Origin of the sequence: Burkholderia sp. Ap-955, from assembly GCF_011753045.1 — a bacterium.
GTDB lineage: Bacteria > Pseudomonadota > Gammaproteobacteria > Burkholderiales > Burkholderiaceae > Burkholderia > Burkholderia lata_D.
Genome location: NZ_VWWH01000038.1, coordinates 12,678 through 25,226, shown reverse-complemented (window position 1 = coordinate 25,226; position 12,549 = coordinate 12,678). Strand labels below are relative to the sequence as shown.

Below are 12,549 nucleotides of genomic sequence, written 5' to 3'. Positions count from 1 at the left end.
AAAGACGGAGACGACATGAGCACGGTCCTGAAGCCGATTCCCGCATCCGACGTGCGGCACGAGGCGTTGCGCATCGACGGGCAGCGCGTGTGGCGCGACGCCGTCATCGACGTGCGCAACCCGTACGATGGCGCACTGGTCGGCACCGTGCCGAAGGCGACGCTGGACGACGTGCGGCGTGCCTTCGCCGCCGCGCGCGCCTACCGGCCGACGCTCACGCGCTACGATCGCGCGGCGATCCTGCGCCGCGCAGCCGACATCGTGCGTTTGCGCACCGCCGAGATTGCAGCGCTGATCACGGCCGAGTCTGGTCTGTGCATCAAGGATTCGACATACGAAGCCGGCCGCGTGGCCGACGTGCTGACGTTCGGCGCCGGTGAAGTGCTGAAGGACGACGGGCAGATCTTCTCGTGCGACCTGACCCCGCACGGCAAGAAGCGCCGCGTGTACACGCAGCGCGATCCGCTGCTCGGCGTGATCTCGGCGATCACGCCGTTCAATCATCCGATGAACCAGGTCGCGCACAAGATCGTGCCGTCGGTGGCGACCAACAATCGGATCGTCGTGAAGCCGTCGGAGAAGGTGCCGCTGTCGTGCTACCTGTTCGCGGACATCCTGTATGAAGCCGGCCTGCCGCCGCAGATGCTGCAAGTGCTCACCGGCGACCCGAAGGAGATCGCCGACGAGCTGATCACGAACCCGGCGATCGACCTCATCACGTTCACGGGCGGCGTGTCGATCGGCAAGTCGATCGCGTCGCGGATGGGCTACCGGCGCGCGGTGCTCGAGCTCGGCGGCAACGATCCGATCATCGTGATGGAAGACGCCGACCTCGACGAAGCGAGCACGCTCGCGGTGTCGGGCTCCTACAAGAACTCGGGGCAGCGCTGCACGGCGATCAAGCGGATGCTCGTGCACGAGTCGGTGGCCGATCGCTTCACGGAGCTGGTGGTCGAGAAAACCAGGGCGTGGTCATACGGCAATCCGGCCGATCCGTCGGTCGACATGGGCACGGTGATCGACGAGGCCGCCGCGAAGTTCTGCGAACAGCAGGTGAACGACGCGATTGCACGCGGTGCGCGGCTGCTGGTCGGCAACGTCCGCAGCGGCGCGCTGTATTCGCCGACGGTGATCGATCGCGTGACGCCCGACATGCCGCTCGTGAAGTACGAAACCTTCGGCCCCGTGTCGCCGATCATGCGCTTCCGCGACATCGACGAAGCGATCCGGATGTCGAACAGCACCGACTATGCGCTATCGTCGTCGGTCTGCACGAACCGCTTCGACCACATCACGCGCTTCATCACCGAGCTGGAAGTCGGCAGCGTGAACGTGCGCGAGGTGCCGGGCTATCGGCTCGAAGTGACGCCGTTCGGCGGCGTGAAGGATTCGGGGCTGGGGTACAAGGAGGGCGTGCAGGAAGCGATGAAGAGCTTCACGAACGTGAAGACGTATTCGCTGCCATGGTGAGCGAGGCCGGGAGGGACATGCCACGCCCTCCCACCGTCAATAGCGTTACTGATAGAAGTTGAGCGTGACCATCGCCGAACGGCCCGGCGCCCACGTCGCGTAGATCGGATACGCGCTCGCGTAATACTTCTTGTCGAACAGGTTCTGCACGTTGAGCTGAACGTCCATTGTCTTGTTCACGCGCCACGTCGCGGCCGCGTCGAAACGCGCATAGCCGGGCGTCCACTTCTTCGTCGTCGCCGATACCGACGCATAGGTCTGGCTCATCACCGTTGCACCCGCGCCGAGCGTGAGCTTCGGCATCACGTCGTAGCTCGTCCACAGCGTGAAGTTGTGCTTCGGCACCATCACCATCGGCAGGCCCGATGCGCCCGGGCTGCCGGGGCCGGCATCGGTCGTGATCGCGTTCAGGTACGAGTAGCCGCCGAACACGTGCCACTTCGGCGTCAGGTTGCCCGCGAAGCCGAATTCGACGCCGCGCACGCGCTGCTTGCCCGCGTTGACCGTGTGACCGAGGCCGTCGCTCACGCGCGCGTTGGTCTTCTCGGTCTGGAACAGCGCCGACGTCAGCGACAGCTGGTCCTGCAGCACGTCCCATTTCGCGCCGATCTCGATGTTGCGCGAGCGCTCCGGCGCGAGATCCTGGTTCGTCGCGGTGATCTGGTCGGTGCCGCCGCCGAGGCCGCCGTTCGACCCTGGCGGGTTCGACGACGTGCCATACGACGCATACAGGCTCACGTTGGTCACCGGCTTGAACACGAGGCCGAACTGGTAGCTGAACAGGTTCGACGTGTTCGACAGGTCGGCCACGCCGGCCTGCTTGCCGGTCGTGTCGTAGCGGTCGAAGCGCAGCCCCGTGTTGAACTGCCAGCGCTCGGACAGCTTCACGGTATCGAAGATGTACGCGGAAACCGTGTCGGTGCGCGTGTTGGTCGTCGCGCCGGGGAAGCCCTTGTCGCCGTTCAGCACGATGCTGCCGGTCCACGGCATGTTCGGGTTCCAGCCGCCCGCGAGCGGCGTGCAGTTGCCGGCCACCGAGCACGGGCCGCCCGAGCGGATGTTGTTGCCGGCCGAATCCGACACGAGGTAGCCCTCGTAGCGCGCCTGTTCATGGCTGAATTCGACGCCGGCCGTCATCGTGTGGTTCATGCCGAACAGGCTCGCGCTGCCGGTTACTTCCGTCTGGTTCGAGAAGCCATTGAGCGCGTATTTGCCGCTCTTCGCCTGCAGGCTCAGCATGCTCGGGTTCGACGCGAGGATCTGCGGGTTCGTCGCGACGTAGTCGAGCGTCGAGCGGCCGAACATCGTCGTGTTCTTCAGCTTCCAGTCGTCGTTGAGCTTGTGCTCGACGCGCACCTGGGCGGTGTCGGTCTGTCCGTAGCGGTAGTCGCGCGTGTTCAACCCGAAGAACTGGCCGCGATCGGTCGGCACCGGCGTGCCGCCCGACGCGCGGAACGGCACGCTGAAGTCCGGCATGTCGTACGAGTTCATGTGGTAGTAGCTGACCGTGACCGTGGTCGGCGTGTTCAGCCCGAACACGATCGACGGCGCGACGCCCCAGCGCTTGTTGTACACGTCGTTGCGGCCGGCCTGGTTCGCGTCGTGCCCCATCACGTTCAGCCGCACGGCCGTCGTGTCGTTGATCTTGTGGTTCGCGTCGACCGTCGCGCGCTTGTAGCCGTCGGTGCCGAAGCCGATGCTGCTGTTGATGAAGTTGTCGTTCTTCGGCGTCTTCGTGACGATGTCGATGCTGCCGCCCACCGAGCCGCGGCCCGCGTAGACCGAATCGGGGCCCTTGATCACGCTGATCTGCTCGACCGCGAACGTTTCGCGGTTCTGCAGCCCCGAGTCGCGCATCCCGTCGACGAAGATCGAGTTGCGCGATTCGAAGCCGCGGATCACCGGGCGATCGGCCGACGGGTTCGCGGCCGCATCGCCGCCGAGGAACGTGATGCCCGGCACCGAGCGCAGCGCGTCCGCGAACGACGTGACGTTCTTTTCCTTGATGAGCTGCTCGGGGATCACCGTGATCGAGCGCGGCGTGTCGAGCAGCGGCGCGGTGAACTTGTACGACGGCGAACGCTTCACCTGCATGTCCGACGGCGCGGTCGACTGGACGTTGATCGTCGGCAGCGTCGCCTGCACGTCCGCGGACGGGGCCGGCTGGTCGGCGGCGGGCGCGGGAGCAGGGGCGGTTTCGGCGGAAGCGAGCAGCGGGGTCAGGAAAACGGAGCAGGTCAGCGCCGACACGAGGGCGCGAGGCCTCGTCTTGAACTGGGCGGGCATATCGAGAGGCAGCAGAAGATTCGGTGAGCGGGTGCGTTTTCTCGATGCCGGGCAGGAAGCACGGAACATCGGAAAACGTCAATGTAAATGCGTATGATTCGCGTTTGCGATCGCAATTGTACGGATTGGTACTGATTCTGTAAACGATCGAATGGTTTTTGTACTAATTTGGTCAGGCTTTCGTGGGGGGCGGATTGCCTTTGCGTGGCGTGCAACACCACTTTCCATCACCCGGCCGGTGCGCGGCGGCGACGACTCGATACACTGCCGTACCGGTTGGACGGGCCCCGGCAAGCAGGCCCCGAGCATGGAGACAACACAAGATGGACACCCAACGCGCAGCAGTCGTCACGTACCGAGGCGATGCGATCGAGAACACGCACGTCGCCCATGTGGCGGTGGTCGATGCACGCGGCAGGCTGCTGGCCCGGTTCGGCGATCCGTTCCGGATGACGCTTGCGCGCTCGGCGGCCAAGCCGGCGCAGGCGCTGTCGGTGATCGAGACGGGCGCGCCCGAGCGCTTCGGCTTCGACGATGCGGATATCGCGCTGATGTGCGCGTCGCACAGCAGCGAGGACCGGCACATCGAACGCACGCGCGCGATGCTCGCCAAGGTCGCCGCGCACGAATCCGACTTGCGTTGCGGCGGCCATCCGCCGTTGTCGGACGCGGTGTACCGCGCGTGGATCAAGCGCGACTACACGCCGACCGGCGTGTGTAGCAACTGTTCGGGCAAGCACGTGGGGATGCTGGCCGGCGCGCAGGCGATCGGCGCCGCGATCGCCGATTACCATCTGCCCGAGCATCCGATGCAGGTGCGCGTGAAGCACGTGGTGGCCGATGCGTGCGGGCTGCGCGACGACGAGGTCGAGTGGGGCATCGACGGGTGCAACCTGCCGACGCCGGCGTTTTCGCTGGACCGGCTCGCGCGGCTTTACGCGTCGCTGGCCGACGGGGCGGATACGGTGGAAGCGGGCGGAGGCGACATCACCGAGCGCGTCCGCGCGCTGGCGCGCATTCATCATGCGATGACCGCGTATCCGGAGCTGGTTGCCGGCGAAGGGCGCTATTGCACGGTGCTGATGAATGCGTTCGACGGGCAGGTGGTCGGCAAGCTCGGCGCCGATGCGTGCTACGGGATCGGCGTGCGTGCGTCGGCGCGCACGCGGGCGCTGGGCGCCGATGGCGCGCTCGGCATCTCGGTGAAGATCGAGGACGGCAATCTCGACGTGCTCTACATGGTCGTCAGCGAGCTGCTCGAGCGGCTGCAGATCGGCACGGCCGAGCAGCGTGCGCAACTGGCCGGCTTCCATCGGCCGCGGATGCTCAACACGCAGGGCGTCGAGATCGGGCACGCCACGTTCCCGTTCGAATTGCAGGCGGCCTGAACGGCCTGAACGACCTGAACGGCGTGAATGCACTGCTGCCGGTGGTCCGCGACGCGGGCCGCGCGCAGCGGCGCGACCGTGACCAAGGGCGCGTGCGCTACACGCTCGCGCCGCGAATCTTCGTCAGCTCCAGCGCCGACAGCTCGCCGATATGCGCGAGGTGTTCCGCGAGAAAGTCCTTCAGCACGCGCAGCTTTGCCGAGCTGCGCCGGTTCGCCAGATACGCGATGTAGATGTATTCGCCGGTCAGCCGGTTCTGCAGCCGGTAGCGCGGCAGCACGGCTTCGAGCCGGCCGCTCGCGAGCAGGTCGCGCACCAGCCAGATCTCGAACTCCGCGATGCCGAGCCCCGCGCAGGTCGCTTCGAGCAGCAGCTCCGAATGGTCGGTGACGAGGTTGCCGGCCGGCAGCACGCTGTGACGCGCGTCGCCGTTCACGAGATCCCAGCGCGGATCGCCTTCCGGATGCACGTAGCGCAGGCAGTTGTGTTGCTTGAGGTCGTCCGGCGTGGACGGGCGCCCGCAGCGGTCGAGATAGCCGGGCGTCGCGCACAGGATGCTGTCGTTGCGTGACAGGCGATGAACGACGAGGTTGTCCAGGTAGTTCTCGCCTTCGTGAATGTCGAGATCGAAGCCGCCGGCCACCAGGTCGTTGTGGTTGTCGGTGAGCCGCACGTCGAGCTGGATCGTCGGGTAGCGCGCGAGGAATGGTGCGACCAGCGGCGCGAGATGGCGGCGGCCGAATGCCACCGGCGCGGTGAGCTTCAGTGGGCCGCTCGGCTGCGCATTCAGCTCGGCGACGACGCGCAAGGTGTCGTCGAGATCGGCGATCAGCGTGACGGCGCGTTCCAGGTAGATATGGCCGGCTTCGGTGAGCGTCACGCTATGCGTGGAGCGGTGCAGCAGCGCGACGCCGAGCGCCTCCTCGATCGCCGTGACCTTGCGTGCGACGGTGGACGTCGACACGTGCATCTCCTTGGCGACCGCCGAAAAACTCCCCGTTTCGACCACTCTGACGAACGCGCGCATCGCACCCAGGTGATCGATGCCGGTTTCCCTCGCGCCTTTTTTCATTCGACTCTCATTGTTGCGTCCCACGCAAAACCGCTTTCGATAATACAGAAGTGAGCTTGTTTTTGCAAAGGCATAGAATGCGAACCCGTCGCGTCGGGAAGCGGCGAACGACGAGCGGCACGAGACACCCAGGAGGGGCACGATGACAGAAAACGGCTTCCGCGTCGAAGCGGATCTTTTAGGTAAGCGAAGCATTCCGAATGAGGCCTACTACGGCGTCCATACGCTGCGCGCGAAGGAGAATTTCGACATTTCGGGCCGCACCATCGCGTCGCTGCCGTACTTCGTGATGGCGCTCGCCGCGGTGAAGGAGGCGGCGGCCGACGCGAACTGCGAGCTCGGGCTGCTGCCGCGGCCGTACCGCGATGCGATCGCCGCCGCGTGCGTCGAGATCCGCGAAGGGCGCCTGCACGACCAGTTCGTCGTCGACATCATCCAGGGCGGGGCCGGCACGTCGACCAACATGAACGCGAACGAGGTGATCTGCAACCGCGCGCTCGAAATCATGGGCCACGCGCGCGGGCAGTACGAATACCTGCATCCGAACGAGCACGTGAACCTCGCGCAGAGCACCAACGACGTCTATCCGACCGCGATCCGCGTGGCGACCTGCTTCGCGGTCGAGCACCTGCTCGAAGCGATGGCACGCCTGCGCGATGCGTTCGCGGAGCGCGCCGACGCGTTCGCCGGTTTGCTGAAGCTCGGGCGCACGCAGCTGCAGGACGCGGTGCCGATGACGCTCGGCCAGGAGTTCTCCACCTACGCGGTGATGCTGACGGAAGACATTGCGCGCCTGCAGGAAGCCGGCTGGCTGATTCGCGAGATCAATCTCGGCGCGACCGCGATCGGCACGGGGATCACCGCGCATCCGCAGTACGCGGAGAAGGCACTGGCGGCGCTGCGGCGCATTACCGGGCTCGACCTGAGCACCGCGCCGAACCTGATCGAAGCGACGCAGGATTGCGGCGCGTTCGTGCAGGTGTCGGGTGTGCTCAAGCGGATCGCGGTGAAGCTGTCGAAGATCTGCAACGACTTGCGGTTGCTGTCGAGCGGCCCGCGCGCGGGGTTCGGCGAGATCAACCTGCCGCCCGTGCAGGCCGGCTCGTCGATCATGCCCGGCAAGGTGAATCCGGTGATCCCGGAAGTCGTCAACCAGGTCGCGTTCGAGGTGTTCGGCAACGACCTGACCGTGACCTTCGCGGCCGAGGCCGGGCAGCTTCAGTTGAACGCGTTCGAGCCGGTGATCGCCAGCGCGCTGTTCCGCAGCTTCAGCCACCTCACGGCCGCCTGCACGACGCTCGCGCAGCGTTGCGTGAGCGGGATCACTGCGAACCCCGAACGGCTGCGCGAAACGATGGAGCGCTCGGTCGCGCTCGCAACCGCGCTGAACCCGTACATCGGCTACAAGCGCGCGACCGCCGTGGCGGCCGAAGCGCACGCGACCGGCAAGTCGATCCGCGAGGTCGTGCTGGAGCGCGCGTGGATGACCGCTGCGCAGGTCGAGGAAGCGCTGCAGCCCGAAGCGCTGATCCGGCCGCGCGTGCTTTGACACCGGCCGCGCGGGCCGCTGGTGCGTGACGCCGGCGGCCTGCGTGCGGCTGCACCCTGAGCGTCCCCGTGCGGGGCGCGATACATCAAGAAACAACGGAGACTCACGATGACCCACAGTAGCGAGCGCCCGGCCGATCCGGCCGGCGGCGCGGATTCCCGACATGCCGACCCCGATGCGATGTTCGCGTCGCACGAAGCCGGCTATGCGAAGCAGTTGAAGCCGCGGCACGTGCAGATGATCGCGATGGGCGGCGCGATCGGCACCGGCCTCTTTCTCGGTGCGGGCGGGCGCCTGCAGCACGCGGGGCCGGCGCTCGCGCTCGTGTACCTCGTCTGCGGCGTGTTCGCGTTCCTGATCATGCGCGCGCTCGGCGAGCTCGTGATGCACCGGCCGACCAGCGGCAGCTTCGTGTCGTATGCACGGGAGTTCATGGGCGAACGCGCCTCGTTCGTCGCGGGCTGGATGTACTACCTGAACTGGGCGACCACCGGCATCGTCGACATCACCGCGGTCGCGATCTACATGAAGTACTGGGCCGTGTTCACGGACGTGCCGCAGTGGGTGTTCGCGCTCGGCGCGCTCGGGATCGTGTCGGTGATGAACATGATCGGCGTGAAGGTGTTCGGCGAGATGGAGTTCTGGTTCTCGCTGGTCAAGGTCGGCACGCTCGCGGTGTTCCTCGCGGTCGGCGCCGTGTTTCTCGCGAGCGGCCATCCGGTCGCCGGCCAGATGCCGGGGCTTCACCTGGTCGCGGATCACGGCGGGATCTTCCCGCACGGCATCCTGCCGGCCGTGCTGATCGTGCAGGGCGTCGTGTTCGCGTATGCGAGCATCGAGCTCGTGGGCGTCGCGGCGGGCGAGACCGCCGATGCGCGCAAGGTCTTGCCGAAAGCCATCAACAGCGTGATGTGGCGCATTGCGCTGTTCTACGTCGGCTCGGTCGTGCTGTTGACGATGCTGCTGCCGTGGACCGCGTACAGCGCGCACGAAAGCCCGTTCGTGACGTTCTTCAGCAAGCTCGGCGTGCCGTACGTCGGCACCGTGATGAACGTCGTGGTGCTGACCGCCGCGCTGTCGAGCCTGAACTCCGGCCTCTATTCGACCGGGCGCGTGCTGCGCTCGCTCGCGATGGGCGGATCGGCGCCGCGCTTCGTGTCGCGGATGAACGCACGCGGCGTGCCGTACGGCGGGATCCTGATCACGGTCGCGATCAATGCGATCGGCGTGCCGCTGAACTACATCGTGCCGGCGCAGGCGTTCGAGATCGTGCTGAACATGGCGTCGCTCGGGATCATCACGACGTGGGGCTTCATCGTCATGTGCCAGATCCTGTTCCGCCGCGCGGTCGATCGCGGCGAGTTGAAGGCCGTGTCGTTCCGGATGCCCGGCGCGCCGTTCACGTCGTGGCTCACGCTGGCCTTCCTCGTCGGCGTGCTGGTGCTGATGGCATTCGACTATCCGGGCGGCACGTGGACCATCGCGACGATTCCGGTCGTCGTGCTCGCGCTGGTGGTCGGCTGGAAGCTGGCGAAGCGCGGCGCCGCGCGGGAGCGGGCGGCGGATGCGCTTGCATCTTCGGCCACGCGCGCCGTCGCCGATCCGGCGCGGGGCGTCTGAAGAAGGGATGAGCCGGGCGCGCCGGGTCGTTCGCGGCCGGCGCGCCCGGCGCCTCGTGACGGTCAGTTCAATCCGGTGCGTTCGCCGACCCAGCGGCCGAAATCGCCGGCCATCTCCGCGGTCAGTTCGTGGCCGGCCGCGTACAGCCGCGTATCGTGCGCGACGCCGAGCGCCGTGAGCTTCGCGTCGGCGGTGTCGGCCCACGCGACGGGCAGCTTGTCGTCGGCGCGGCCGTGCACGATCAGCGCATGGAGCGGGCGAAGGGCATCGCGCGGCGCGATCAGCGGATCGATTTCGGGCAGGATGCGCCCGCACAACACCGCGAATGCGGTGACGTCCTGCGGCGACGTGAGGCCGACGCTCGCGCTCATGATGCCGCCCTGGCTGAAGCCGGCAATCACCGTCGGCAAGGTCGCGCCCGTGTCACCGCCGGCGTGGAAGGCGCGCAGCAGCGTGATCAGCTTGACGCGGCTCGCGTCCGCGCGGGCCGCGTCGATTTCGGGGCCGTTGGGGCCGAAGCGCACCGGAAACCACGCGTGCTGGTCGGGGCCGAACGCGAGCGGGGCGCGCAGGAAGGCGATCTCGATGCGCGGATCGATGACGTCGGCCAGGTTCAGCAGGTTGGTTTCGTTGCCGCCGACGCCATGCAGCAGCAACAGGCGGGCAGCGGGGCGGCCGGTGGCCGGGCGCAGCCGGTACTGGAGGCCCGACTCGGGATCGGTGGTCAGCGGCAGGACGTCGGTCATTGCGTGGGGTCCGAAAGGGGAGCGATGCGACAGTCTAGGGCGTGCGGGCGGTGACGTGAATCGCCGGCGTGCGATTGATTGTTTCCTGGTGGGAATGAATCGGGTTTCCGCGACGCCCCGTTGCTCATTGTTCATATACCGATCGGGTGACTCGTCATCAGCGCGCGGAGTGGTTAAAATAGATACATTTCGTAGATACGCGAGGGGCGAAGATGGATACTGCCAAGATTTTCAAGCATGGCGGATCGCAGGCTGTCCGTCTGCCGAAGGATTTCCGCTTCGACACGACCGAGGTCCGGATTCGTCGCCACGGTTCATCGGTGATTCTCGAGCCGGTGCCGCAAGACTGGGCATGGCTCACGCCGCTGATCGGCCCGGTCGACGCCGATTTCGAAGCCGCCGCCACGACCGAGCCTGCCGCTCAGGAACGCCCGGATCTGGACGTATTCGAATGAAATTTCTGCTGGACACCAACGCTGTAATCGCCATCATGAAAGGCGAGCCGGCCATGCTGGCTCGGCTGCGCACGTATCAGCCAGCCGATTTCGGCATGCCGGCGATCGTCGCGCATGAACTCTATTACGGCGCCTACAAGAGCCAGAGAGCGGCAGCGAACGTGGCACGTGTCGAGGCACTTCAGTTCGAGGTGGTGTCGTTCGATGTGGAGGATGCTCAGCACGCGGGCGAGATTCGTGCGCATCTGACTGCGGCGGGCACCCCGATCGGTCCGTACGATGCGTTGATCGCAGGGCAGGCACGCGCTCGGCGTCTGGTGCTCGTCACACATAACGTGCGCGAGTTTGCGCGAGTCCCGGGGCTACAGGTCGAGGATTGGCTCGCCGAGGCGCGTGAAAACTGATCGCATGGCGGTCATGCCGCAACGGGAGCGGATTCGTCCTGCGGGCGCGCGCCGCCCGGACCTCACCGCAACCGGATCACCGTCGACTTCAACTCCGTATATTTCTCCAGCGCGTGCAGCGAGTTGTCGCGTCCGTTGCCCGATTCCTTGAAGCCGCCGAACGGGAAGTTCATGTCGTCGGTTTCCTCATAGCCGTTCACCCACACCGTACCGGCCCGCAGCCGGCGCGCGGTTTCGTGCGCGGTCGTCAGGTTGGCCGTCCATACCGATGCGGCCAGCCCGTAGCGCGTGTCGTTCGCGTGCGCGATGGCCGTATCGAGATCGTCGAACGCCGTGACCGCCAGCACCGGCCCGAAAATCTCCTCGCGCACGATCCGCGCGTCGGCACGCGGGCAGTCGAACACGGTCGGTTCGACGTACTGGCCGCCGCTCCCGGCGCGCGCACGCTTGCCGCCCGCGAGCAACGTCGCCTCGTCGCGGCCCGCGTCGACGTAGCCGAGCACGCGTTCGACCTGCGCGGCATCGATCAGGCTGCCCATGCGCGTCGCGGGCGACAGCGGATCGCCGGGCGCGTACTCGGGTGCGATCGCGAGCACGCGCGCGACGAGTTCGTCACGGATCGCACGATGAACGAGCAAACGGGAACCCGCCGTACACATCTGCCCGGTGTTGTAGAACACCGCATGCGCGACGGTGCGCGCCGCGCGTTCGAGGTCCGGACAGTCGGGCAGTACGATCTGCGGCGACTTGCCGCCGAGTTCGAGCCACACGCGCTTCAGGTTCGAATCGGCCGCGCAGCGCGCGACCTTGTGGCCAACCGCGGTCGAGCCGGTAAATGCGATGCAGTCGACGTCCGGATGCCGCGCGAGCGCTTCGCCCGCATCGCCGAAGCCCGGCAGCACGTTCAGCACGCCGGCCGGCAGCCCGGCCTGCGCGGCCAGCGCGGCGAGTCGCAACGCACTGAGCGGCGATTTCTCCGACGGTTTCAGCACGACGCTGTTGCCGGCCGCGAGCGCCGGCGCGCATTTCCACATCGCGATCATCGCGGGGAAATTCCATGGCACGACCGCCGCGACCACGCCGATCGGCTCGCGCGTGACGAGCCCGACGAGATGCGCGTCGGCTGGCGCGACTTCGCCGCCCGTCTTGTCGATCGCTTCGGCGAACCACTCGGCGCAGTAGGCGGTCGACGGGATGTCGATCGTGGTCGTGTCGCCGATCGGCTTGCCGGTGTCGAGCGTTTCGAGCAGCGCGAGATCGTCCGCGTGCTCGCGGATCAGCGTGGCCCAGCGCAGCATCACGCGCTTGCGTTCGCGCGGCGACGCGTCGCGCCATGCACCGCTTTCGAATGCGCGCCTCGCGGCCGCGACCGCGAGGTCGGCGTCGGCCTGCCGGCAATGCGCGACCTGCGCGAGCGCGCGGCCGTCGATCGGGCTCGTGCAGGCGAAGGTGGCGCCGTCGTGCGCGTCGCGGAACGTACCGTCCACGAAGGCGCGGGAATCGATGTCGAGCTGGCTGGCGCGCGTGCGCCAGGCGTCGTTCGTCTGCATGAGAACACT

At 66.9% G+C, this 12,549-nt stretch carries 10 protein-coding genes; 6 read left to right on the top strand and 4 right to left on the bottom strand.

Annotation, left to right across the window (positions count from 1 at the left end; all coding sequences use genetic code 11):
• Window positions 1–15 precede the first annotated feature (15 nt).
• The gene (gene phnY, locus F3J15_RS20445) at window positions 16–1,470 is read left to right on the top strand and encodes a phosphonoacetaldehyde dehydrogenase (RefSeq protein ID WP_166893662.1); all 1,455 of its coding nucleotides are present in this window, start codon (window positions 16–18) and stop codon (window positions 1,468–1,470) included.
• Between the two features lie 45 nt (window positions 1,471–1,515).
• Here the strand turns inward: phnY and F3J15_RS20440 are convergent, their stop codons facing one another.
• Window positions 1,516–3,756 carry a TonB-dependent receptor gene (locus tag F3J15_RS20440; RefSeq protein ID WP_166893660.1) on the bottom strand — a complete coding sequence of 747 codons (2,241 nt, stop codon included), beginning with the start codon at window positions 3,754–3,756 and terminating at the stop codon, window positions 1,516–1,518.
• Window positions 3,757–4,079: 323 nt separating this feature from the next.
• Here F3J15_RS20440 and F3J15_RS20435 point away from each other — a divergent pair, with 323 nt between their 5' ends.
• Window positions 4,080–5,144, top strand: coding sequence for an asparaginase (locus F3J15_RS20435; protein WP_089486081.1), 1,065 nt, complete (start codon window positions 4,080–4,082; stop codon window positions 5,142–5,144).
• Between the two features lie 97 nt (window positions 5,145–5,241).
• On the opposite strand, the gene F3J15_RS20430 is transcribed toward F3J15_RS20435, so the two are convergent.
• Window positions 5,242–6,216, bottom strand: a complete 975-nt coding sequence (locus F3J15_RS20430) for a LysR family transcriptional regulator (RefSeq protein ID WP_166893658.1) — start codon at window positions 6,214–6,216, stop codon at window positions 5,242–5,244.
• Between the two features lie 142 nt (window positions 6,217–6,358).
• On the opposite strand from F3J15_RS20430, the gene F3J15_RS20425 reads away from it, so the two are divergent.
• The gene (locus F3J15_RS20425; RefSeq protein WP_089486079.1) at window positions 6,359–7,765 is read left to right on the top strand and encodes an aspartate ammonia-lyase; all 1,407 of its coding nucleotides are present in this window, start codon (window positions 6,359–6,361) and stop codon (window positions 7,763–7,765) included.
• 108 nt (window positions 7,766–7,873) lie between these two features.
• Window positions 7,874–9,385, top strand: a complete 1,512-nt coding sequence (locus tag F3J15_RS20420; RefSeq protein WP_166893656.1) for an amino acid permease — start codon at window positions 7,874–7,876, stop codon at window positions 9,383–9,385.
• Between the two features lie 62 nt (window positions 9,386–9,447).
• Here F3J15_RS20420 and F3J15_RS20415 read toward each other — a convergent pair whose 3' ends face one another.
• The gene (locus F3J15_RS20415) at window positions 9,448–10,131 is read right to left on the bottom strand and encodes a phospholipase (protein WP_166893654.1); all 684 of its coding nucleotides are present in this window, start codon (window positions 10,129–10,131) and stop codon (window positions 9,448–9,450) included.
• A gap of 212 nt (window positions 10,132–10,343) precedes the next feature.
• On the opposite strand from F3J15_RS20415, the gene vapB reads away from it, so the two are divergent.
• Both vapB and F3J15_RS20405 read left to right on the top strand, forming a co-directional pair.
• Window positions 10,344–10,586: a type II toxin-antitoxin system VapB family antitoxin gene (gene vapB, locus F3J15_RS20410; protein WP_089442828.1), complete on the top strand. Its 243-nt coding sequence runs from the start codon at window positions 10,344–10,346 to the stop codon at window positions 10,584–10,586.
• Window positions 10,583–10,990, top strand: a complete 408-nt coding sequence (locus F3J15_RS20405) for a type II toxin-antitoxin system VapC family toxin (RefSeq protein ID WP_166893651.1) — start codon at window positions 10,583–10,585, stop codon at window positions 10,988–10,990. The genes vapB and F3J15_RS20405 overlap by 4 nt, the downstream gene beginning before the upstream one ends.
• A 62-nt stretch (window positions 10,991–11,052) precedes the next feature.
• Here F3J15_RS20405 and F3J15_RS20400 read toward each other — a convergent pair whose 3' ends face one another.
• Complete coding sequence (locus F3J15_RS20400) at window positions 11,053–12,540, bottom strand: aldehyde dehydrogenase (RefSeq protein ID WP_166893649.1); 1,488 nt, start codon at window positions 12,538–12,540, stop codon at window positions 11,053–11,055.
• Window positions 12,541–12,549: the final 9 nt, after the last annotated feature.